Consider the following 23267-nt stretch of genomic DNA (forward strand, 5'->3'; position numbering starts at 1 on the left):
TTATCAAGCTTATGAACGAGCTAAATCGCTATTAACGCCAATAGCGTAATTTCGCTAAGGTAAATAAGAAAGCGACAAACATCCCTAGATAATACATTTGCTTGAGCTCGAGCGACGGGTCGCGATATTTAAACGGTAAGGCTACGGTAGCGGTGGCGGTCGGGATAATGAGCAACATAAGTAGCCAATTTTCAAAGACATGTAGCCAGCCTTGCAGTCCGGTACCATGGCGCAGGTAGGATAAACCTAAGAGTAAACAGGCGATAATCAGTAAAATAAACAAACTGTTTGGAAGCTCTTTTGGGAAAATGATATCGGTAATTTTCTTAGAGGAAGTAGCCATACTAGCAAGTGTCCAGTCGCATCATAAAGCACGACTTATTAAAAAGTAGAAATCGATGAATGCCATAAAGACAAAGTTTTAAAAGATAACCATGTTAAAGCGCTAACAGCAGCCAATTATTAACTATAAGTGCCCATTAACCAAAGCATGGCTATACAAGAGGTTAAATAGCCCAAGCTAATGGCATTCCAGCTTGCGATATGCAAACCTTTGAGCTTATTTAAAATGCGTGAACCGAGCCAGAAAAATAGCGGAATACCAATCATAAAGGCTGGCACTATCACTGCTGCATGACGCAGCACTTCTCCGACATCATCGCCAATCAGCAGGCGAAAACCATAACCAGCGAGGCTAAGCACCAAGGCAAAAGCTGCCATGCCTATAGTGAGACCCTTAGGTACTAAGCTTGGGGCTTGTTTTTCTTTTATAGGCTCAGGCGATACTGACGAGTTAATGGGCTTTTGCGTGTTCATATTTCACCTTTATATGGCTTATCGAGTCCATCGTTATAACCTTAACACTCATACTAATAGTTATAAATGGGGATTAATAACCATTTGCCAAGGCTAATTCGGCGCGCATAGCGTCGATGGCAGATTTATAATCTTCTTGATTAAAAATAGCGGAACCGGCGACGAACATATCAGCGCCTGCTTCGGCAATCGCGCGAACATTGCTGGCTTTGATGCCGCCATCTACTTCTAGTCTAATATCGCGACCACTGGTAATAATACGTTGACGAACTTGGCGAACTTTATCTAAGGTACCCTCAATAAACGATTGACCACCATATCCAGGGTTAACGCTCATCAGTAAGATTTGGTCAACCTTGTCCATCACATAATCTAAATAATGCAGTGGCGTTGCGGGGTTTAATACCAAACCGCATTCAGCGCCACCATCTTTAATCAGCTGCAAAGAGCGGTCAATATGAGCACTGGCTTCTGGGTGGAAAGTGATAATACTCGCACCCGCCTCTAAAAACTGCTCGATCATGCCATCGACTGGCGATACCATAAGATGGACATCAATCGGCGCCTCGATACCATGGTCACGCAGCGCCTGACATATCATGCTACCAAAGGTTAGGTTAGGCACATAGTGATTGTCCATCACATCAAAATGGATAATATCAGCGCCCGCCTCCAATACCTTTTCGACCTCTTCACCAAGTCTGGCAAAGTCAGCTGATAAAATAGAAGGCGCGATAAGATAGGGTTTGGCTGGGCTAGTCATAGTTGAGCTACCTATTTGGGTTGGTATAAACGTTTAATAAAAAAGTTTTTAATCACTAGGATTGGTATTTAGATACTACATTTAGACGATTCTTTTAAATAAGGCGTTTTAAAAAAAGCGTTAGCGCGGCTTATATTGGGTTTTACAATACGCACGACCGACATCAAAAGGACGCTTTGCTTGATGCTTGGTCGCACGGCTAGTAACGCGCTGACGCCATAAGCGGAAAGACGATGGCTTTAACTCTTGGCGCATCAGCTTAATGACTGCGGTCTCATTTAGAGCGTAGCTGTGCTCTATCGCTTCAAACGGCGTACGGTCTTCCCACGCCATCTCTATCACCCGCGATAATTGCACGGCATCAAGCGCATGAGTAGCAGCTGTATTAGCTGGCCTTGCTTTGCGCGTTTCTGATTTGATATTTTCTTTTTGAACAACACCAACTCGCTGCTTATTTTTTAAAGTTGCCATCATATTAGCCATATCCGCTTGCATCGCTGCCAGTGATAATTGAGCCGTCTGCTGTCGGTTAGCTAGATTTGTCTTTGATGGCGCTGTTAGCTTATTCATCATAAAACTTACCTTTAAAAAAGTTTTGCCTATTGGCAAGCACGCTCTATTTTGTACTAATCTATTTTATAATAATAAAGGCGCTTGGTTAAATAATCAGCGTAACCGTCTGTCAAGTTATATGACAGACGATACGATACGCTCAGTTATTAAAGCGCTATTATTTGATAAGCTTATCTCATCTGCGCCATACGCCAATGGTGTTCGATGTGGTCATTAATCACTGTTTGAATAAAATAATAGCTATGGTCATGACCGGCCTGATAGCGTAATGTTAATGGCTGCTTGGCCTTTTCACACGCTGCTTGCAGCTTAGGCGTTTGCAACTGACCTTCTGCCAAAAAATTATCAGCCGCGCCTTGGTCGACCAAGATACTGGCGTACTGCTGACCAACTTCTACAATCATCTGTGAGGCATCAGCTTGCGCCCATAGCGACTTATCATCGCCGAAGTACTCTGTATAAGCGGCCTGCCCCCATGCCGACTCACTGGCAGCACAAACAGGCGATAAGGCGGAGACACTAACAAACTTACTTGGGAACTTAAAGCCCAATAGTAACGCCCCATGACCGCCCATCGAGTGGCCTGTGATGCCGATACTATCAATCGGAAACTCTGAGCGCAGTAAATCGTATAATTCATCAACGATATAGCTTTGCATATTAAAATGTTCTGCCCACGGTGCCTGCGTCGCATCGACATAGTAGCTTGCGCCTTGCCCGACAAAATAACGCTCATCGTTTGCGACATCGTGCGCGTCATGACTTCTAGGAGAAGTATCAGGCGCAATAAATATCATGCCAAGCTCGCTACATTTTTGTTGAAAATGCGCTTTATGGGTGACGTTATCGGCATTACAGGTCAAACCCGAGAGATATAAAACAGCCGGACAACGGCGCCCAGCCAGCGCTTCATCTGGCAGATAAATACTAAAGGTCATCGGCGTTTTGGTCGCGGTGGACTCATGACAATAATAATGCTGCTCGCCATCGAAGCAGCGATTGACGCTGATTTGCTCAATCTTTGAGTTGGTAGATAAACTGTGTTTATAAGAATTATTCATAAGTGACATCCTTTTTATCCAAGATGAAATAAGCGCTAAGTGACAACTGCCCATCCTTACTATTAGCAAGCAAACTGTTAACGACAAGTAATTAAGTAAAGTCAGTTAAAGACAGTCACTCACTCAAGTAGCATTTTAAAAATTCAAAAAGCGCGCCTTAGTAGCGACATAAATCTCATTTATCAGCAGGCCTTAGTCACTTTCAGGCAGATTAACGATTGCGTTTGCCGTATCAGGAGCTTGAGTAACCTTAACAGAATTCGGCTGATTAGTCATATTGGCGAGCGCTGGACGGGTTTTAGTAAACAACACTTGCTCAAATGCTGGCAGCGCGGTTTCCATTAAGCTACCAATGACCATCTGCGGCTCTGATGGCTCAAAACCCATATAGAGCTCACGTTCTTGCACGCGGTAGGCGGCGTCTTTAAACGCATCAGAAAAACTGGTGTTTTCGCGCAAACTCTCCGCAAAGAAAGCCTGTCCAAAGTAAGTCATCTCAGCACTATTGGTGCAACCAAACGACATTTTATCAGCGGCGGAGGCGGTAATAATTACCGTTGTTGGTGATGCCAATTCATCGATGAACGAGCCTGAATAGCACGCCGACACCACAATCACTCGCCAGCGGATACCGGACGCATCTAACGCTTCACGCAGCCACGTGGCATCCAAATTATCCATCGCTAATGGTGGATTTGCCAGTTGAATAATATTTTCATCACCATGTGACGATAGGGTAAGAAATAACACATCTTCATCAGCATTCATCTGCTGACCGATGGTTTTTAACCCGCGTAAAATACTGGTTTTTGTCGCAATTGGCTCATCTAGCCACGTATAGTTATTATTAATCAATGCCAGCGAATGGCCACTGGTACCAAAGCGCACGTCAAACAATTCACGCACTTTATTAATCTCAGAACGAAAGACGTTTTGGTCTGAGAATCCTGCCACGCCCATAAAATACCAGTCGCTTTTACCGGGTATACTCGGGTCGATACGGTCTAAAGCTTGCTGCAATAATCGCGGCTGCTCGTACAAAGCCGCTTCTTCTAGTACTGGCTCAACAGGAATTTGCTTAAATATCGGCTGGTCGGCGACGTTGCGCTGCCAAATGGTCAATAATGCCACTGCTCCTACTAAGACAATGATTCTCTCCCACCAAGAAATGCGCAGGCGGCGGAAAAATATCCATAATAAAGCGAGGGTTTGCCATAAAAACAGCACTAAAAATAAAATAGGTAAAAAAGAATAACTCCAACTTGGCAACCACCCATAGCTGCCAAAAAACTGGACGAGGCTTTGCAATAACGCTGATAGCGTATCGGCAACCAGCCATAGAATGACAGGGACAAAAACCAGCGCTTGGTTACCAGCGCGGCGGGCTAAAATAATACCGCCGAGCAAAATAATCATTGGCCAAATTAAGTAGCTGACCAATCCTTGCTCATTAAAGACGCTACCATTTGCGGCGGCTAACCACGAGAATAGGACATTACTACCCAGTGCCAATATGGCGAATACCGCAAACTGGATAAAGGTGGGTTTTACCCAAGAAAACGCCCGCGTCGATCCGACCAACATCCACAAGGTGGCAATAATATTGGCCGCGAAATTGAGCGAAAAGCGCTGAAGCGATACGGTTTTTAATGACGCAAGTGACAAAGACTTAGACCTCTAGCCAGTCGAGAGAAATAACGCCAATTTATTATTATTTGACGATAAAATAGGATTGAAAAGCGAAAAACTTAACTTAATATTTTAGCTCGCTAATCTATCGCGATTGTAACGGATTGTCGCTCAAGAGGATAAGGCTGATTTGTAAAAACTGCCGAAAAATTACTCTAAACGTTGATTGGCAATCCATTAAAAAAGGAGGCCTTAAAATCAAGACCTCCTTTTATTAAGCAGCAATTATTATCGCATCAATAGCTCATTGACGCGTTTTAGATAAGCGGCTGGATCTTCTAGTTGACCGCCATCGGCAAGTAACGCTTGGTCAAAAATGACCTGCGCCAGCTTGTCAAAATTGTCGTCAGACTGCTCGCTACTCTCTAACTTTTTAATCAGTGGATGGTCAGGATTGACCTCAAGCGTTGGTTTGCTTTCTGGTACATCTTGACCCATTTGCTTCAGCATCTGAATCATTTGCGGTGACAGCTCACCTTCACCAATGACTAGACACGCTGGACTATCAACCAAACGCGTTGAGACTTTAACGTCTTTTGCGCGCGCGCCAAGTGCTGTTTTTAGCTTATCAACGACAGGCTTCATGGTCTCTTGCGCTTTTTCAGCTTCAGCTTTTTCGGCTTCGTCCTGCAAGTCGCCTAAATCAACCGCACCCTTAGCAATATTTTGTAGCGGCGTGCCATCAAATTGGGTCAAGAAGTTCATCGCCCATTCATCAACACGGCTGGTCATCAAGATAACTTCGATGCCTTTTTTCTTAAACAGCTCAAGCTGCGGACTGTTTTTAGCAGCTGCTAAATTATCCGCCGTCAGATAATAGATGGCTTTTTGTCCGTCAATCATACGACCTTTATAATCTTCAAAGCTGATCTCAACCTTGTCGTTGGTGCTAGTGGCATAACGCAGCAATTTGGCAATACGCTCTTGATTGCCCATATCCTCGCCAAGGCCTTCTTTAATCACATCGCCAAATTCGCTATAGAATTGGGCAAATTTTTCTTGTTTATCGCTATCTTCGCTGTTAGCAAGGCTCGCTAGCAAGGTCAAAATACGGCGCGCGTTACCATCTCGGATAGATTTAACATCGCGCGATTCTTGCAAGATTTCGCGGCTGACGTTAAGCGGCAGATCCGCTGAATCAATGACCCCTTTCACAAAACGCAAATACATCGGCAGCAATTGCTCAGCATCGTCCATAATAAAGACGCGCTTCACATAAAGCTTTAAGCCGTGCTGCTGCTCACGCGTGTATAAATCCATCGGCGCTTTTTTCGGAATATATAAAAGCTGGGTATACTGAACGCGACCTTCAACGCGGTTGTGTGTCCATGTTAGCGGCGCATCCATGTCATAAGTGATGTTTTTATAAAAATCGACATACTCTTCATCTTCAACCTCAGATGCTGAGCGGGTCCAAAGCGCACTGGCTTTGTTAATGGTTTCCCACTCGTCGGTCAAGACCATCTGACCGCCTGCTGGCGCGTCACTGTCGTCGCCCTCTTCTTTCACATCTTCTTGCCAGACTTCTTTACGCATCTGAATCGGCAAGCTAATATGGTCTGAGTACTTATTGACCAAACGCTTGATTTTGCTGCGGTCTAGGTAATTATCTTCACCCTCACTGTACTCTTCTTTTAGATGCAAAGTAATGCTGGTACCGCGCGTCTCTTTGGTGATTGGCTCAACAGTAAAGCTACCCGTGCCGTCTGAAACCCAGCGTACGCCTTTATCGGCAGGCTCGCCCGCTTTTCGTGACTCAACGCTAATGGTATCAGCAACGATAAAACCTGAATAAAAACCCACTCCAAACTGACCGATTAGTTGTCCATCTTGCTTTTGTGATTCAGACAATTTATCTAGGAAAGCTTTGGTACCAGACTTGGCAATCGTACCTAAATTCTCGATGGCGTCGGCTTCATTCATACCGATGCCGTTATCGATAAAGGTAATGGTTTTGGCATCTTCATCGACAGCGATACGAATCTTTAACTCGCCGTCATCTTCATAAAGACTGTCGTCATTGGTCGCTTCAAAGCGCAATTTGTCGCAAGCGTCCGATGCGTTCGAAACCAATTCACGCACAAAAATATCGGCATTAGAATAAAGCGAATGCGTCACCAAATGCAGCAGCTGCGCCACTTCTGCTTCAAAACTGTGTTTTTTTAATTCTGGGCTGTCTTTATTAATATTGATGTCATTAGCGTTTTTATTATCCGCTTGGGTCTGTTCACTCATAAAAACTCCTATTATTGATACCAAAAATGCTGTTACCAGCACGCATAAATCACAAATTTTCAAATACTAGCAGTTTAGCCAATTTGATTACCCAATCTAATTACTAAATTTGATTAGCAAGAAGGCGCTGTAAATACTGCTAGGCTGCCTAATCAGATAGGGGCACGGGTAAAAATTTCAAGATCAAATAGGCTAAACTAAGCTAAAAAATAATTAAGCATAAAAAAAACCGCCCCAGTTTCCTAAGGCGGTGTTTTTAGATAAATATAGAACAGCTAAATTCTATCGTTTTTATTTTCTACAGAGATTATAAACAGCTAGGTAAATGACGAGCAGGATCATTCTCACGTGCTGCCATAGCGTCTTCAACGCTCATGCCAAGGGCTTTGGCAACGCCTACGCCATAAGCAGGGTCGCACCAGTTACAGTTGCGAATATGACGATATTTAATAAAATCAAGCGCATCACCCATCGCGCGGGCGGTATTATCAAACAACACTTGCTTTTGCTCATCGTTCATTAGGTTAAACAGTGCGCGCGGCTGGCTAAAATAATCACTATCGTCTTCACGGAAATCGTAATGCGCTGCGTAGCCATCAATCTTTAAAGCTGGCTCAGCGTACTGCGGCTGATCTTGCCACTGCTCAAAGCTGTTTGGCGTATAGTGTGGACGGCCACCGTAGTTATCATCGACACGCATTTGACCGTCGCGCTGATTACTGGTGACAGGACAACGAGGTTTATTGACTGGGATCTGCTTGTGGTTGACACCAACGCGATAACGCTGAGCATCGGCGTAGCTAAAGAGACGCGCTTGTAGCATACGGTCTGGTGAGGCACTAATGCCAGTCACAAGATTGTTCGGCGCAAAAGCCGCCTGCTCGACGTCTAAGAAATAATTGTCTGAGTTTTTATTAAGCTCAATCTCGCCAACTTCAATCAGCGGATAATCCCCTTTTGGCCATACCTTGGTCAAATCAAACGGATGATAAGGCACTTTATCGGCATCGGTTTCTGGCATGATTTGCACGTACATTTTCCACTTTGGAAAATCGCCATTGTCGATGGCACTGAGCAAATCTTCTTGATGGCTTTCACGATTCGAGGCGATGATTTCAGCGGCTTCGGCATCGGTTAAGTTTTTGATACCTTGCTGAGTACGGAAATGAAATTTGACCCAAAAACGCTCATTGTCGCTATTGATAAAGCTATACGTATGCGAGCCAAAGCCATGCATATGTCTATAAGAGGCTGGGATACCTCGGTCGCTCATGGTAATGGTGACTTGGTGCAAAGATTCTGGCAATAACGTCCAAAAGTCCCAGTTATTGGTCGCCGAACGCATATTGGTACGTGGGTCACGCTTGACCGCTTTGTTTAAATCTGGAAATTTGCGCGGGTCACGAACGAAAAATACCGGTGTATTATTACCGACCAAATCCCAAATGCCTTGCTCGGTATAGAATTTTAGGGCAAAACCGCGAATATCACGCTCAGCATCAGCGGCACCGCGCTCACCTGCGACTGTACTAAAACGCGCAAACATCTCCGTTTGCTTGCCCACTTCGCTAAAAATATCAGCACGCGTATATTGAGTAATGTCATTAGTGACAGTAAAAGTACCAAACGCGCCCGAACCTTTGGCGTGCATACGGCGTTCAGGAATAACCTCTCGGTTTAAATCAGCGAGCTTTTCGTTAAGCCATACGTCCTCTGCAAGTAGAGGACCGCGTTTACCAGCGGTTTTGCTATTTTCATTATCGACCACCGGCGCGCCATTACTCATGGTCAACGGCGTCATATCGTAAGGGCATTTTTTATCGTTCATATCGTTCATATCGTTCATGGCCATATTCCTTTAGTTATCGTTGTTGCAAGGATAAAGTGAAAGGTAACCTTCACTATCAAAACCCATCATAGCAGTTTTGAATCACCTTGCCTCGTTGTGGTATTCCATTACAACCGATTTTCAATTATTTGTATAATAAATTAATCACATACTTTTGATTTATTTTATATAACTATTAACCATTTTCTTATCAACTAAATGCTAACTTAGGACGATAATTTGCTGAAGCAATCCTGTTCAGTGTACTTTTGTGACTATCCAATACATAAAGCTATCGCGCTTTAACGCGGCATAGGGCGGATAGTCAAGATTTGCTCACTACGACCAAACGGCCCGTGCACATCATGCAGCACAGCGCTGGTCAGCCCAATACCGTCATCGCCGTATTGTTGCACCGCTTCGATGCCAAGCCAGCGCCCTTTTGGCGCGCGATGCATATGGATTTGCAAATCCGTATTGGGGAACATCCATTGCAATGCTGATAAGCCGAGTCCCAAGCGTGGCACGACGCCATTGGCGGTATCGACCATCCCCATTAGATGTACCAAATCGTCAGTCGTTTCGCCTTCTACCATCTCGACATCATTGGTAATCCATACCATACCACGTCCAGCACGGCGGTCGGGCTCAGCAACCAAGCGAACGCTTTCGATAAAACCACCCGGCCAGCCTTTCATACCATCCCAAACAGGCAAATCCTCAGGCTGATGCAGCGCTTTTTGGTCTTCAAGTCCGGCAATCTCGCTGGTATCTTGGGTCAGCAGTCGCCAAGCGCGCGCGATAATGGCATCACGGCCACGACTGCTCATGACCGCCTCGTTTAGCTCAATCGTTCTGCCCGGACGAATACAACGCGTGGTAACGGTAAACTCATCAAGCGGTATCAAGCCTAAAATATCCAGGCTGATACGAGCAATACGCATATTTGTTTGCGGCGTATAGCCTTCAAGCTCGGCGGTCAGCAGTCCAGTCGCTGGTGCCATATGCTGCTCGTGTTCATTCCAAGCGCCTTGTGCATGTTTGGTTGGCTGATAATGGGCAACGCTAACCCCACCTTCTAGCTGTTCGCGTTTGATAAACTGATAATAAGCTGGCATGAACATCCTTAATCTAATCTTCTTTATTATTGCTGTATTCTCGACCACTTTAATAAGCTGGTCTTTTCATAATAACGGTTATATTTAATTTACCTTTAGCATTTACTTGGTAAGCTGTTGTTTCCTCATCATGAGCATGGTGCGACTTTTGGCCATTATAAATAGAAAAAACGCCATGACAGCGATAAGTGCACCATATAAGACACTATACTCTTTCATAAATTGCGCAGTGTTCAGCACTAGCATGACAATCAGCACAACGATGGTAAACAGATTAATTTTTAACTGCTTATTAATCTCAGCAAGCGTCGCTTCTGCTAACACAAAGCCTTTTTTCTGCTTATTCATGCTATTTACCTACTTGCGTAACCGGAATGCGCAGCGCTTTTGGCAAGCTAAAGGTCACGTTTTCTTCGATACCTGACAGCTCACTTGGTAAATCTCCGCCCCAATCTTGTAATTGTTGTAGCACTTCTTGGATTAATATCTCAGGTGCAGAAGCGCCAGCAGTAACGCCAACACTTTGAATGCCATCAAACCAGTTTCTATCCATCTCAGTAGCATTATCAATCAGATAGGCACGGCAATCCATACGCTCAGCCAACTCACGCAAGCGATTAGAGTTTGACGAGTTTGGCGAACCAACCACCAACACCACCTCACAGCGACCGGCTAAATCCTTGACCGCATCTTGGCGGTTTTGGGTGGCATAGCAAATATCGTCTTTGCGCGGGCCTTGAACACTGGGGAATTTTTCACGCAGTGCATCAATAACGCGCGCGGTATCATCCATCGAAAGAGTCGTTTGGGTTACAAAAGCCAAATGCTCAGCGTTTTGCACATTTAAAGCCTCAACATCGCTTTCATTTTCGACCAAATGAATTTGCCCGCCGTGGCGTCGATTAAAACGCCCCATTGTACCCTCGACTTCAGGATGACCTGCATGACCAATTAATACTGCATCCATACCGTCTTGGGCAAATCGAGCCACTTCGATATGCACCTTAGTGACCAGCGGACAAGTGGCGTCGAATACGGTCAAATCACGGCGCTCTGCTTCATCTTCGACCGCCTTTGAGACACCATGCGCCGAGAAAATCACGATTGAACCATCCGGCACTTCGTGCAGCTCTTCGACAAAAACCGCGCCGCGATTGGCCAAATCTGAGACCACAAATTTGTTATGCACGACTTCATGACGCACATATATGGGTGGCTCAAAACGTGTCAATGCTTCGTTCACTATCGCAATCGCGCGATCCACACCAGCACAAAATCCACGTGGATTGGCAAGATAAATTTGCATAAAAGGGCCTATCATTAGATAATTTATGGTTACAGCTTAACGTCAAACTGCTTAACCTCAAAACTTGGGATAACATCCATGCTCTACTTTAGCATAATTTGCTTTTATTGCCTTTGAAAATAGCCCTGTTTCAAATGAACTGAGCATTAACGTTCATTGACACAGCGCCTTTTAGTGCAAAAACAGACAATAATTAAGATTAAGTGCTAAAAAGCTTGCGCGAATTAAATAAAAGCGCGCTAAGCAGTTTATAATGACGTATCACTGAGAAATCAATACAACTTTATAGCGCCATACTCGATGGCGTTTTTTGTTTTTACCAGTTTTTAACACTTTACTAAAACGATTTCTGCTTTTTTGCAGCACATATTTCTCTAGCTCATATTTTGTTAATACATCCTTCATTAGAATGCACTCCATTAGGAAAAACCGTATGACAGGTTCATTATTTATTATTACCGCCGCCTCAGGCACGGGCAAAACCTCACTGGTCAAGCAGCTACTGGCCACCACCAACGACTTGACCGTTAGCGTATCGCACACCACGCGCGCGCCGCGTCCCGGTGAGATTGATGGTCAGCACTACCATTTTACCGACGTTGATAAATTTGTCACGGCTATCGGCGAAGGCAAGTTTTTAGAGCATGCCGAAGTGTTTGGCAATTATTATGGCACCTCAGAGCAAAGCGTACGCGCGCAGCTAGAGGCAGGTGTTGACGTGATCCTTGAGATTGATTGGCAAGGCGCGCTACAAGTCAAAAAAATATTTACCGATGCGACGATGATTTTTATCTTGCCGCCAAGTTTAGCAACTTTACGTCAGCGCTTATCGACGCGTGCGCAGGACAGCATGGAAGTCATCGAGCAGCGCTTGGCAGGCGCGGTCACGGAGATGGCGCAATATGCACATTTTGATTTTGTGGTGATTAATGACAATTTTGAAGTGGCATTAACCGAGCTAAAAGCCATTATCGTCGCCGATAGACAAACCCTTAAACGCCAGCAGCAGCGCTATCATCGCACTATTGCCAATTTGCTAAATAGCCAAGTCGACGAATAAGCAAAGAAAACCTAGGAGAAAGAAGGTTTAAAAGTGAAAAATCTCGATTTTCGTATAACTAACAGTAGATATAAAAAGCAACTACGCGCCTAAGCAAAAAATGCTATAATATCTAGCTATCCCCCTTTTATATTTTTGATATTATTTTTATTGAGTAACGGACAAGCGCCGTGACTGATAAAAACAACCGAGGTAGCTATTTATGGCACGAGTGACGATTGAAGATTGTTTGGATAATGTTGATAATCGCTTTGAGCTGATTTTGGTCGCTAGTAAGCGCGCCCGTCAATTGGCCAAGGGTATCGCTGAGCCGATGGTTGACGTCGATAATGACAAGCCTACGGTATTGGCATTACGTGAAATTGCTGCCGGCAAAATCACCCGTGATATTTTAAATCAGCCAGAGCATAACTTTGCGACAAGCTCATTAGATTTGGCTTTGTCGGGCGATCATAGCTTTTAATACAGAGCTGTTTTTAGTAAAGCCTAACTTTTAGCAATAAGCACGACCACTTTATTCCGTGCTGACATTACTAAAAGATAAGAACCACAGCATCGGCTGTGGTTTTTTGGTTATGAAACGACTGATAACACCAAACGCTTGCCAATTTTTGCGACCATTTATAGCGAAAATCATACCACTCAGGTAGAATTTTTTATTTTCTGCCTGACTTACGCGCATAAGAGTTGACATTGAGAACGATTTACGATTAATTAGAGGGTGGTCTGCCCTCTTTTCGCTTTGTGCGTTTTAAGTTAGTATGCTTTGACCTAATAGCTTACTCTTTTGCATAACCGCCGCTTATTCATCCAGCTATCATTTACCCAACAGTCCTGAACCCATTAAAAGTCCGTAGCCGACGAACCGTCCTGAACTGATAAATAGGTATTGGAAAATAGGATTACCACCTTATGACTCAAACCTTGCCCAAACTCAGTCATCCTTTAGTTGATGATGCTCAATACAACCTGCTGCGCTCAGTAGGTTATCTCACTGCGGCTGAACGTAGTGATATTATTGATGCCTGTGAGTTCGGTGATATAGCGCATATCAAAGATAAGCGTAAATCAGGGGAACCTTATATCACGCATCCGATTGCCGTCGCCGAAATATTGGCAGGCTTTCGCTTGGATCGCGATACCATTATTGCGGCCATCCTTCATGATACGGTCGAAGATACCGAGGTTAGCGCTGATGATATTGAGCAGCGTTACGGTAAAATAGTGGCAAGACTGGTCGATGGCGTGACCAAATTAAAATCATCAACCCATAACAAGCAAGAAAACAAAGCCGCCACCTTTCATAAAATCTTGACCGCCACCCTTGCTGACCCGCGCGTCTTGATTATCAAACTGGCCGACCGCTTGCACAATATGTCGACGCTCGATGCGGTACGTCCCGAAAAACAGCGCACCACCGCGCAAGAAACCTTGGATTTTTATGTACCCTTTGCGCGCTTGATGGGGCTTAATGACATTGCCGATTATATCGAAGTGCTTTGTTATCGTAATCTTGATTCCGATATGTATAACAAGCTGTCTGATAAGCTGCTGCAACATGGACTTGGGCGTAATTTTCAAAGAGAAGCCATTCATCGCTACTTGAGCATTGTGCTAAATAACCTTAATCTTAATGGCATGGTCAAAGTTTTAGACAATCGCGTGGTTATCTTCCGCCAATTTTTCCGTAATCGCGGTGAAATTAATGCGCTATTACGCCATTATGCGTTTGAGATAGTGCTTGATAACATCGAAGCTTGTGACAAGCTTGCTTATTATCTGATTAAAAAATACCAGATTGATGACAGTCATATCGCTGATAATATTCGTCGTCCGCTGCCCGGTGGCAATCAGTCGCTCACCCTGATTTATGAACGCGACAATGACTTTGTTAAAGTCACCATTTTAACCAAGCAAATGCAAAACGCGGCAAGACTTGGGGTTATTGGTGCCGAACACGCCTCTGATGTCAGCCAGTCGGTTATTCAAGCGTCACTGCGTAATATGAAAGATTTGGTCGACGAAGACACGTTAGACGCCGATAGTCCTGATTTTTCCGCGGCCGTTTCTACCATTAATGAGCTAATGGATTATCTACACTCGAGTAAAATCATCTGCTACAGCCCGCAAGGCCGCGCTTATGAGCTACCGCAGGGTGCCACAGCGCTAGACTTTGCTTACGCCGTCGGTCCTATGGTAGGCAATGTCGCGGTCGGTGCCAATGTCGATAACAAACATGCAAAACTCGGGACGGTGCTAAAAAACGGGCAGTTGGTCGAGATTGAAGTCAGCAGTCATTCTGAGCCAAAAGCGGAATGGCTCGGCTTTGTGGTGACCAATAAAGCCCGCGTGGAAATTTTACGTTGGTTTAAAGACTTATCGCCCGCCGATAAACAGCATCATGGCAGACAAGCCCTAGACCGAGCCCTAAAAACGTATCAGAAAAGCCTCGATGATTTAACCGAAAGTGATTGGAAAAACTTAACTGAATGGCGCGGTCTGACAGAAAAAAACGCCCTGTTTGAGCAAATTAGCTCAGGCACGTTGCTGCCGCAACTGGTGGTCACCCGTTTGTTTAGCGATGAAGTCAGTGATATGCAGTCGCAAGAAAGCGTTGATGATATGACCCAACCGCAACAATTGATTGTCAACGCTTCAGGTGTTGAGCTTGATTTTGCCAATTGTTGTCATCCGATTTATGGTGACCCTATCGTTGGCCATTTATCACGTCATGGTCTGGTTGTACATCGCCATAAGTGCTTTTCGTTAGACGATATACGTAAAGACAACCCTTATCAAGTTATCCAACTGCGCTGGCGTAATGATAAAGCCATTAAACAAGGCGACTCATCCGGGGAACATAACAGCAAAATTCGCTTCCCTGCTTATCTCAAACTCTCAATCGCCCTAAGCGACGAGCAAATCAGTGAAGTGATTTATCATCTGCGCCAGTTAAATATCGGGGTCGAAAAGGTCGACGTGCGTAGCAGCGACACTATTATTCATATCGTCGTGCGTAGCCGTAACCATTTGGCACAAGGCATTCGCGAGTTGCGGTCGCTACTTGGCTTCCCCAATATTATTAGGCTTTATCAATTATAAAAGCCGTTAAAATACATGTTAAAATCTATCCCTTTTAAAACCATTCAATGTTGAACATTTATTATCGCCTGAAATTTTTGGCCAACTTTTTAACCAAAAAAACATCATAAGGAAATCATATGACCCGTCAAACCATTCAAACCGATAAAGCCCCAGCCGCCGTTGGTACCTATTCACAAGCGGTAAAAGTAGGCAATACTGTTTATATCTCCGGTCAACTGGGCTTTGATCCTGATACCATGGAGCTAAAAGAAGGCTTTGAAGCACAAGCCAAGCAAGTATTTGCAAACATCAAAGCCATCTGTGAGGCGGCCGGTGGCAGCTTAAATGATGTGGTCAAATTCAATGTCTCTTTGACCGATTTAAATGACTTTGCCGCGCTAAACGAAGTATTTGTCGCTAACTTAAGCGAGCCGTATCCTGCCCGCGCTGCCGTACAAGTGGCGGCGCTACCTAAAGGCGGCGTGGTTGAAATTGAATCTATCATGTATATTGAATAAGACGATTATTGAGCGTTACTGGTTTATAGTAAATAATAATAAGCTTAGCTTCATGCTAAGCTTATTTGTCTGTGCCTTTTTATATTGCTGTTGATGTTTTTACTCTCTATTCATTCGATAAAAGACTGCGAAGCCCAGCTATGTTGCTACAAGTTGCCCTACCCGTGCCCCTTTATCGGGTATTTGACTATCGCTTGCCAGCAGATACGCCGACGTTGCCAAACGGCGCTGCCATGGCTGCCATGCCGCTACCACCGATTGGTAGCCGTGTTGAGGTGCCTTTTGGTCGTCAAACCTTAATCGGCATTGTCATTGCTCATATTGAAGAAGCGGCTAGCGACGTACCGACGAATAAGCTCAAACCTATTAATAAATGCTTAGATGCTGAGCCCATTTTAGACAACAATATGCTAAAGCTGGCCCATTGGTTGGCGCGTTATTACCACTATCCGCTTGGTGACGTGTTAGCGGTGATGTTGCCAACTCTCGTACGCCAAGGTAAGCCGTTAGATTTATTGACTACCCATTGGCGGATTTTACCGCACGTCACTGATACTGACTTTCATAGCAATGCCAAAAAACAAAAGCAGCAGTTTGAGATGCTTAAGTTACACGGCGAGCACGGCGCTAGTGAAGACGTACTATTATTAGAAGGTATGCAGCGGCCTTTCTTAAAGGCGCTAGAAGCCAAAGGGCTTATCGAGCGCTATATCGAAGCGAAATCTGCGCCTGCGCCCGTTACTTTAGCAAAAATGCCGCTTGACCTAAATGAAGAGCAACAGCTTGCCGTCGATGGCATTATTGCTGCGCATGAAAATAAGCAATATACGGGGTTTTTATTAAATGGCATTACCGGTAGTGGTAAGACTGAAGTCTACTTGCAAGCGATGCAAGCGGTCTTGGAGGCGGGCGAGCAAGTATTGATACTAGTACCAGAGATTGGTTTGACGCCGCAAACACGCGCGCGCTTTGCCAGTCGCTTTGCCGCTCATATAGTCTTATTACATTCGGGTATGAACAATACCCACCGCCTGCAAGGTTGGCAAGATTGCCGTACTGGTCACGCGCAAATTATCATCGGCACGCGCTCAGCGGTGCTGTATCCGTTTGCGAATTTGGGCTTAATTGTCGTCGATGAAGCGCATGATGGTTCTTATAAACAGCAAGATACGTTGCGCTATCATGCTGCTGACGTCGCGCTGTATCGCGGCCTGCAAGCCAATATTCCCGTCGTACTTGGTACTGCGACTCCTTCGCTTGAGCATCTAAAACTGGTCGATGATGGCAAGCTTATCGAATACCAACTGCAAACTCGCCCTGGTAACGCCAAACCTGCAACCATGCAGCTGATTGATGCACGCCAGCAAAGCACCCATCAACAGACGACAGACGAAGGCGCACGTTATGATACCGGACTAACCGATGCGCTGATTGGGGCGATACGGCAAACGCTAGAAGCGGGCGACCAAGTATTGATATTTTTAAATCGCCGCGGCTATGCGCCCGTTTTGCTATGCGAAGCGTGCGGTTGGCAAGCCGATTGCCCGCGCTGTGATGCGCATTTGACCGTGCATTATAATAGCCAATCGCAATCCAATTCCTATTCAAACAGCCCTTATTTAAAATGCCATCACTGTGATTGGCAAGCCTATATCCCAACGGTTTGCCCTGATTGTGGCAGTCAAAATTTGGACGCCAAAGGTATCGGAACGACGAGGCTAAGCGAAAATTTGCATGCAATTTTTGCCAATCCACAAACCAGCAAAGAGTTGTACCCCATTATCCAAATCGATCGCGATACTACTAGAGGTAAAGATAGCTGGGAGAATATTTATCAGCGTATCAATGAAGGCAAACCTGCCATCTTAGTCGGCACGCAAATGGTCGCCAAAGGTCATCATTTTCCCAACGTCACGCTTGTCTGCTTGCCTAATGCCGATCGCGGTTTTTTGTCCGCCGACTTTCGCTCGCCAGAGCATACCGCCCAGCTCATGATTCAAGTGGCAGGCCGTGCTGGTCGCGGGGACAAATCGGGGCGCGTGCTTATTCAAACGCTGCAACCCGATAATGCGCTGTTATTAAAATTGGTAAAAGACGGTTACTTATCATTCGCACGTGAGCTATTGCAAGAGCGTAAAATGATGGGCTTGCCGCCGCATAGTTATGCTGCCCTAATACGCTGCGAAGGTAAAACGTTAGCTGCCACCACGCAAGCGCTAAAAGATGCCGTTGGTATTCTTCCAAATGCTCATAATCTTGCTGTTCTCGGCCCTATCGATGCGCCGATGAGTAAAAAGAACAGTCGCTACCACGCGCAATTACTGCTATTAGGCAAAGACCGACAGCAATTACATAGGGTACTCAATCACTGGTGGCAACCTGTACTTGCTTTGCCAAGCGCCAAATATCTAAAACTGACCTTAGATATCGACCCTGTCGGCTGGTAAACGTTCAATCTTAAAACACACCTCGCCAGTTTTAATTATCTCTCTATATATTGCTGTCAATAAAGAACGCTAGCCAAAATTCGCCTTATATCGTTTACTGCCTAGATACAGCAAGCCTTTAGTAAATGTGCTAAATTCTCTATAACTGTCTGGTTATGAACAGCAAGTCCAACTTTATAAGCAATTAAAGCTTTATAAACCCTCTATTTCACCTTTTATTATCCCGAGTATTGTTATGAATCAAGAGCGCCCGAAATCTAAGCAACATGACCATTCTTATCAGAATGCGGCGATTGATACCCATAAACATGCTCAAAATCATGCAGATAATAGTAATATTCAAGACAGGTATACCAAGGATAATCAACACCATCATGACCACGATGAGCATCTAGAAGAGACGGTTGCACCGCGCGACACCAAGGGTTATCAGCGCACTTTGCTGTTTAGCTTTATCATCATTACAGGCTATATGTTTGTCGAAGCCATTGGCGGCTGGCTCACGGGTAGTTTGGCGCTGCTGTCTGATGCTGGTCATATGCTCAGTGACGCGGTAGCGCTTGGCGCGACGTTAATGGCCTTTAAAATTGGTGAAAAAGCCGCCACCCATCAAAAAACCTTTGGCTATAAACGCTTTGAGATTTTGGTGGCGACGGTCAATGGTGCAACGCTGGTTATTATTGCCATCATGATTTTTTATGAGGCGATTAAACGCTTTAACTCGCCACCTGAGATTGCGACCCAAGGGATGCTTATTGTTGCGACCATTGGTATGCTGGTCAATATTGTGGTCGCTTGGCTGATGCATCGCGGCAGTCGCGGCACTGATACGCATGGGCATGCACATAGTCATAGCCATGGCGACAATCATGTACAGCAAGATGGACAAGCTGAAGCTAAAGCACCAGTTAATTTAAATATGCAAAGTGCTTATTTGCACGTATTAAGTGACTTAATGGGTTCGGTTGCCGCTATCGTTGCCGCGCTTTTGATGATGAGCTTTGGCTGGGTTTGGGCAGATGCTGCAGCGTCGGTCATTGTCGCCATATTGATTTTATTTAGTGGTTATCGCGTGGTACGTGATTCGGTACATATCTTGATGGAAGGCACACCAGAAGGCATATCGCTGGTAGAGGTCGAAGATAAACTACTTACCCATCCACAAGTTCAAAAAATCCATGACCTACATGTTTGGAGTATCACCAGCGGTCTCAACGCCCTATCGTGTCACGTGGTCGTCGATGGTGAAATGAGTATTTATGAATCGAGTATCTTGATTGCCAGTTTAGAGCAGAGCCTTCTTGAGCTTGATATTCACCATGCGACCATTCAGGTTGAAAGCTTAGCGCATCCGCAAACCAAAACCCATAGCGACGCCTTAGTCTGCGATATCTCCCAGCAGGCGACTGATAGCAATAGTCATATTGGTCACAACCATTAGGCATGATTTTAGGTAAGATTTCTAAGACACTAAACTTTAAACATTAGCTATTAATAAGCCAGATACGACATATCAAAAACAATGCCCTTCTTATAACAATCAATTAAAACTAACCATCCATTAAAACCAACTATCCATTAAAACGTCGTCTATTTATGTTTCATTTATAAGCGACGTTTTGTCAAATAGTACTTTATTAAGTAATGGCAATAACGCAGCACAAAACAAACGAACCAAACTGCTGTTATGAGCCAAATACTCAGCCCCAGTCCCAACAGCGTCATGCGAATCCAAAAATCTAGCGCGCCGTCCATAAACTGTGGCAGATAAACCGGTCCCATATTTGACGCCAGTAGCAACCAAAATCCAAATACTAGCGCCAATCCTGCACCGGTAATTTTTAAAACCACTCTACTAATATTTTTTAATAAGCTCCGCCGATTATGATGATTTAGGAAGTATTTAGAGCCATTATCCATAAAAACAGCGCCTAAGAAAGAGAGTTAATTTTAAATAAGCTTATATCAGGCGGCTTTTTTCATTGTAATAGGATGTTAAAAATCATGGGAAATTTAACCGCGTCGCCATATTTTTTATCTAAATTCTGTATACTTAAAGCTGAAACGCCCAATTTGCCACTACTGGATTATTTTCTGCCATGTCGAGACGCTCAGCTCCTTTCGTTGCTCCAAGCTACATTGTTGACCCTATCTCAAGCGAGGGTAAAAAGCATGCCAAAGCATTGCTATCGACGCTGCAAGAAGATATTGCCAGCTTTCGAGATGAGCAGTTTCCGCCTGATATTTTGCGGCAAATTCGTGATATGCCGATTTATGAAGGCAATTTAGCCGAAGTCCAAGCTTATCAGCAGCGTTGGCACAGTCTGCTTGAGCGCGCGATGGCATTTTATCCGGCGGCCAATCTACCACCCGACTATTTGCCTTTGCCCGCCAGCCTTGAGATACCGCAGTTTATTTATCATGTGCAAAGGTTACATCTGACCAAGACCCGCGCCAAAGAATCCAAAAGTTTTGGCTCGGTCGGGGCGCTGACCGATAAATGTGGCGATTACAGCGCCGATGAAATCTCCCGTATGAGCGCCGTATTTGACAATGATGATGAGGCACGTTTGGTGGCGCATCGTGAATTTATTGATCTGCGCGCATATGTATTTTGCCGTGATGCCAAGGGCGAGATGCTAGAGCCTGAGCGCGTACGCTTTTATCGCACGGGGCTTATCGTTCATGCCCTGCCTGATTTTAAAATCGTCGATAGTCGCCAGACCCCACGTAAGCGCCGTAACGATGCTTATAGCAATCCGCTGGCAGACAATGGCGTATGGAAGATTTATCGTAAAAAATAAACGATGTTCAAAAATTTTGATTACTGATCTACACTGTTTTACTGCTTATTTTATCATTACCGCTAAGGATTCCAGATGCTCGCTGCCGCCGCCGGCTCACCAAACTTGATGTTACAAGCTACAATTTTCTTGGGGGCAGCGCTGCTGTTTGTACCACTTGGCAAGCGTTTCGGTATTGCGACTGTGTTAGGGTATTTGATTACTGGTCTGATATTGGGCCCCAGTGGTTTAGATGTTGCAGGCGACGCCGAGAGCTTATTGCACTTTTCCGAGTTCGGCGTGGTCATGCTGTTGTTTATCATTGGTCTTGAGTTGCAGCCTTCACGATTATGGGCGCTACGGCGTTCGATATTTGTCCTCGGGGGCTTACAAGTCGGTCTGACAGGCACGCTATTGATGTGGCTGTTACACCAGTTTTTTACCTTGCCGCTTGATACCGCTTTTATCGTCGGGTTTGGTCTGGCGCTGTCATCGACTGCTTTTGTGCTGCAAATATTAACAGAGAAACAGCAGCTTTCTAGTACCCATGGCCGTGAAGCCTTTACCATTTTATTATTCCAAGATATTGCCGTTATCCCTTTATTAGCCGTCATTCCGTTTTTATCAGGGGTGCGCGAGCAAAGCTACGATTTGATTTATTTTGGCAAGGTCTTTGCCGTTTTTGCCGGACTTATCTTTGCTAGCCGTTATATCATCCGCCCTTTCTTTAAATTTGTGGCATCTAGCGGCGCCTCAGAACTTTTAACCGCCGTCGCTTTATTTATCGTCATGGGCGTGTCTATTTTAATGGGACAAATTGGCCTATCGATGGCATTGGGTGCGTTCTTGACTGGCGTATTGCTGGCGGATTCTGAATATCGTCATGAGCTAGAAGCCAGTATCGAGCCATTTAAAGGCTTGCTGTTAGGGCTGTTTTTTATGTCGGTCGGCATGCTCACCGATGTCAAACTCATCTTAGCAAAGCCTATCTTTATCATCGGCTGCGCTATGGCGTTGATGGTGATTAAATTTGCGGTGATTACCGCCATTGCAAAAGTATCGGGCAATCGCTGGCCGACCAGTATTCGTTTGGGAGTTACCCTCGCTCAAGGTGGTGAATTTGCCTTTGTTTTATTCAGTGTGGCAAGCGCGCAAAATGTATTGCGTCCTGAGCTTGGCAACACCCTAAACCTTATTGTTACCATCTCCATGGCACTCACGCCACTGGCATTTTTACTCTTAGAAAAAATCGGTGAACCGCTCTTTGCCAAAAGAAAACCCAGCCGCGAGTACGATACCATTCCCGACGATGAGCATCAGGTGATTATTGCTGGTTTTGGTCGTGTCGGTCAGATTATCGGTCGCGTGCTGCGCATGCACAACATCGAATTTACAGCGATTGAGCGCTCGGCAAATCGCGTTGATTTTGTGCGTAAATTTGGTAACCAAGTCTATTATGGCGATCCAAAAAACCCCGAGATTCTACGCGCCGCCGGTATCAAAAAAGCACGCGTTTTTATCCTTGCCATCGACGATGTAGAGCGCTCTATTACCACCGCTCAATATTTGCGTAAAAACTATCCTGATATGATTGTCTTAGCACGCGCCCGTGACCGCCAGCATTATTACCGTTTGCGTGAAGTCGGCGTCCGTCATATTTGGCGTGAGACCTATTTATCGTCTTTAGATATGTCGCGTGAATCATTACAGCTACTTGGTATCTCAGCAGAAAAAGCGCGCGAGACTGTCCAAACTTTCCGTAATTATGACGATGACTTGATCGAGCGCCAGCAAGCGATTTATGACGACGAAGCCAGTATGATTGAATCGGCACAATCAGCCATAGCGGAGCTTGAGAGCTTATTTGATGAAGATATCGATAAAGCCCGTAAAATGGATTTGACGGACTTTTATGACGCGCTAAAAAGCCAATCCATACCCGCCGATGAAAAAGACAATCTGACCGCTGACTATAAAAACTAACGG

General features: G+C 45.0%; 20 protein-coding genes. 8 read left to right on the plus strand and 12 right to left on the minus strand.

Features of this window, described 5'->3' with window-relative positions:
* Positions 1-31: 31 nt before the first annotated feature.
* The 11 genes from JMX70_RS02725 to ispH all read right to left on the minus strand — a co-directional run bounded on the left by JMX70_RS02725 (position 32) and on the right by ispH (position 11389).
* Positions 32-343 carry a hypothetical protein gene (locus JMX70_RS02725; RefSeq protein ID WP_200661857.1) on the minus strand — a complete coding sequence of 104 codons (312 nt, stop codon included), beginning with the start codon at positions 341-343 and terminating at the stop codon, positions 32-34.
* Between the two features lie 119 nt (positions 344-462).
* Entirely contained in the window at positions 463-816 is a 354-nt protein-coding gene (locus tag JMX70_RS02730) for a hypothetical protein (protein ID WP_201589348.1), read from the minus strand.
* A gap of 73 nt (positions 817-889) precedes the next feature.
* The gene (gene rpe, locus JMX70_RS02735) at positions 890-1579 is read right to left on the minus strand and encodes a ribulose-phosphate 3-epimerase (protein WP_201589351.1); all 690 of its coding nucleotides are present in this window, start codon (positions 1577-1579) and stop codon (positions 890-892) included.
* A 120-nt stretch (positions 1580-1699) separates the two neighbouring features.
* On the minus strand, positions 1700-1936 hold the full coding sequence (locus JMX70_RS12630; RefSeq protein WP_320158246.1) for a TIGR03643 family protein: 237 nt from the start codon (positions 1934-1936) through the stop codon (positions 1700-1702).
* A gap of 386 nt (positions 1937-2322) precedes the next feature.
* Positions 2323-3213 (minus strand): S-formylglutathione hydrolase, encoded by an 891-nt coding sequence (fghA, locus tag JMX70_RS02745; RefSeq protein ID WP_201589354.1) that lies wholly within the window; start codon positions 3211-3213, stop codon positions 2323-2325.
* A gap of 192 nt (positions 3214-3405) precedes the next feature.
* The gene (locus tag JMX70_RS02750) at positions 3406-4878 is read right to left on the minus strand and encodes a C13 family peptidase (RefSeq protein WP_227671138.1); all 1473 of its coding nucleotides are present in this window, start codon (positions 4876-4878) and stop codon (positions 3406-3408) included.
* 252 nt (positions 4879-5130) lie between these two features.
* Positions 5131-7137 carry a molecular chaperone HtpG gene (gene htpG, locus JMX70_RS02755; RefSeq protein WP_227671139.1) on the minus strand — a complete coding sequence of 669 codons (2007 nt, stop codon included), beginning with the start codon at positions 7135-7137 and terminating at the stop codon, positions 5131-5133.
* A gap of 307 nt (positions 7138-7444) precedes the next feature.
* A complete protein-coding gene (locus JMX70_RS02760) occupies positions 7445-8965 on the minus strand; it encodes a catalase (protein ID WP_201589678.1) in 1521 nt (506 codons plus the stop codon).
* Positions 8966-9267: 302 nt separating this feature from the next.
* Entirely contained in the window at positions 9268-10083 is an 816-nt protein-coding gene (locus JMX70_RS02765; protein WP_201589357.1) for a thioesterase family protein, read from the minus strand.
* A gap of 102 nt (positions 10084-10185) precedes the next feature.
* On the minus strand, positions 10186-10431 hold the full coding sequence (locus JMX70_RS02770) for a hypothetical protein (protein WP_144296643.1): 246 nt from the start codon (positions 10429-10431) through the stop codon (positions 10186-10188).
* 1 nt (position 10432) lies between these two features.
* A complete protein-coding gene (ispH, locus tag JMX70_RS02775; RefSeq protein ID WP_201589360.1) occupies positions 10433-11389 on the minus strand; it encodes a 4-hydroxy-3-methylbut-2-enyl diphosphate reductase in 957 nt (318 codons plus the stop codon).
* A 433-nt stretch (positions 11390-11822) separates the two neighbouring features.
* Here ispH and gmk point away from each other — a divergent pair, with 433 nt between their 5' ends.
* The 6 genes from gmk (at position 11823) to JMX70_RS02805 (ending at position 19939) form a co-directional block, all read left to right on the plus strand.
* Complete coding sequence (gmk, locus tag JMX70_RS02780; RefSeq protein WP_201589363.1) at positions 11823-12449, plus strand: guanylate kinase; 627 nt, start codon at positions 11823-11825, stop codon at positions 12447-12449.
* A gap of 202 nt (positions 12450-12651) precedes the next feature.
* The gene (gene rpoZ / locus JMX70_RS02785; protein ID WP_068403827.1) at positions 12652-12912 is read left to right on the plus strand and encodes a DNA-directed RNA polymerase subunit omega; all 261 of its coding nucleotides are present in this window, start codon (positions 12652-12654) and stop codon (positions 12910-12912) included.
* A 449-nt stretch (positions 12913-13361) separates the two neighbouring features.
* Positions 13362-15551 carry a RelA/SpoT family protein gene (locus JMX70_RS02790; protein ID WP_201589366.1) on the plus strand — a complete coding sequence of 730 codons (2190 nt, stop codon included), beginning with the start codon at positions 13362-13364 and terminating at the stop codon, positions 15549-15551.
* A gap of 119 nt (positions 15552-15670) precedes the next feature.
* The gene (locus JMX70_RS02795; protein ID WP_144296647.1) at positions 15671-16051 is read left to right on the plus strand and encodes a RidA family protein; all 381 of its coding nucleotides are present in this window, start codon (positions 15671-15673) and stop codon (positions 16049-16051) included.
* Positions 16052-16191: 140 nt separating this feature from the next.
* Complete coding sequence (locus JMX70_RS02800; protein WP_201589368.1) at positions 16192-18498, plus strand: primosomal protein N'; 2307 nt, start codon at positions 16192-16194, stop codon at positions 18496-18498.
* Positions 18499-18733: 235 nt separating this feature from the next.
* Positions 18734-19939: a cation diffusion facilitator family transporter gene (locus tag JMX70_RS02805; protein ID WP_201589371.1), complete on the plus strand. Its 1206-nt coding sequence runs from the start codon at positions 18734-18736 to the stop codon at positions 19937-19939.
* 164 nt (positions 19940-20103) lie between these two features.
* On the opposite strand, the gene JMX70_RS02810 is transcribed toward JMX70_RS02805, so the two are convergent.
* Entirely contained in the window at positions 20104-20418 is a 315-nt protein-coding gene (locus tag JMX70_RS02810) for a hypothetical protein (RefSeq protein WP_191691032.1), read from the minus strand.
* A gap of 179 nt (positions 20419-20597) precedes the next feature.
* Between JMX70_RS02810 and JMX70_RS02815 the strand changes: the two genes are divergently transcribed.
* Both JMX70_RS02815 and JMX70_RS02820 read left to right on the plus strand, forming a co-directional pair.
* Positions 20598-21302: a hypothetical protein gene (locus JMX70_RS02815; RefSeq protein ID WP_201589374.1), complete on the plus strand. Its 705-nt coding sequence runs from the start codon at positions 20598-20600 to the stop codon at positions 21300-21302.
* 75 nt (positions 21303-21377) lie between these two features.
* A complete protein-coding gene (locus tag JMX70_RS02820) occupies positions 21378-23264 on the plus strand; it encodes a monovalent cation:proton antiporter-2 (CPA2) family protein (RefSeq protein ID WP_201589377.1) in 1887 nt (628 codons plus the stop codon).
* The last annotated feature ends 3 nt before the right edge of the window (positions 23265-23267 follow it).

This window comes from Psychrobacter pulmonis (genome assembly GCF_904846465.1).
Classification (GTDB): Bacteria; Pseudomonadota; Gammaproteobacteria; order Pseudomonadales; family Moraxellaceae; genus Psychrobacter; species Psychrobacter faecalis.

What these genes read in the sequence shown, in the direction of transcription:
- JMX70_RS02725 (WP_200661857.1), bottom strand. Translation starts at nt 343, where the DNA reads ATGGCTACTTCCTCTAAGAAAATTACCGATATCATTTTCCCAAAAGAG.
- JMX70_RS02730 (WP_201589348.1), bottom strand. Translation starts at nt 816, where the DNA reads ATGAACACGCAAAAGCCCATTAACTCGTCAGTATCGCCTGAGCCTATA.
- rpe (WP_201589351.1), bottom strand. Translation starts at nt 1,579, where the DNA reads ATGACTAGCCCAGCCAAACCCTATCTTATCGCGCCTTCTATTTTATCA.
- fghA (WP_201589354.1), bottom strand. Translation starts at nt 3,213, where the DNA reads ATGAATAATTCTTATAAACACAGTTTATCTACCAACTCAAAGATTGAG.
- htpG (WP_227671139.1), bottom strand. Translation starts at nt 7,137, where the DNA reads ATGAGTGAACAGACCCAAGCGGATAATAAAAACGCTAATGACATCAAT.
- JMX70_RS02760 (WP_201589678.1), bottom strand. Translation starts at nt 8,965, where the DNA reads ATGAACGATAAAAAATGCCCTTACGATATGACGCCGTTGACCATGAGT.
- JMX70_RS02765 (WP_201589357.1), bottom strand. Translation starts at nt 10,083, where the DNA reads ATGCCAGCTTATTATCAGTTTATCAAACGCGAACAGCTAGAAGGTGGG.
- JMX70_RS02770 (WP_144296643.1), bottom strand. Translation starts at nt 10,431, where the DNA reads ATGAATAAGCAGAAAAAAGGCTTTGTGTTAGCAGAAGCGACGCTTGCT.
- ispH (WP_201589360.1), bottom strand. Translation starts at nt 11,389, where the DNA reads ATGCAAATTTATCTTGCCAATCCACGTGGATTTTGTGCTGGTGTGGAT.
- gmk (WP_201589363.1), top strand. Translation starts at nt 11,823, where the DNA reads ATGACAGGTTCATTATTTATTATTACCGCCGCCTCAGGCACGGGCAAA.
- rpoZ (WP_068403827.1), top strand. Translation starts at nt 12,652, where the DNA reads ATGGCACGAGTGACGATTGAAGATTGTTTGGATAATGTTGATAATCGC.
- JMX70_RS02790 (WP_201589366.1), top strand. Translation starts at nt 13,362, where the DNA reads ATGACTCAAACCTTGCCCAAACTCAGTCATCCTTTAGTTGATGATGCT.
- JMX70_RS02795 (WP_144296647.1), top strand. Translation starts at nt 15,671, where the DNA reads ATGACCCGTCAAACCATTCAAACCGATAAAGCCCCAGCCGCCGTTGGT.
- JMX70_RS02800 (WP_201589368.1), top strand. Translation starts at nt 16,192, where the DNA reads ATGTTGCTACAAGTTGCCCTACCCGTGCCCCTTTATCGGGTATTTGAC.
- JMX70_RS02805 (WP_201589371.1), top strand. Translation starts at nt 18,734, where the DNA reads ATGAATCAAGAGCGCCCGAAATCTAAGCAACATGACCATTCTTATCAG.
- JMX70_RS02810 (WP_191691032.1), bottom strand. Translation starts at nt 20,418, where the DNA reads ATGGATAATGGCTCTAAATACTTCCTAAATCATCATAATCGGCGGAGC.
- JMX70_RS02815 (WP_201589374.1), top strand. Translation starts at nt 20,598, where the DNA reads ATGTCGAGACGCTCAGCTCCTTTCGTTGCTCCAAGCTACATTGTTGAC.
- JMX70_RS02820 (WP_201589377.1), top strand. Translation starts at nt 21,378, where the DNA reads ATGCTCGCTGCCGCCGCCGGCTCACCAAACTTGATGTTACAAGCTACA.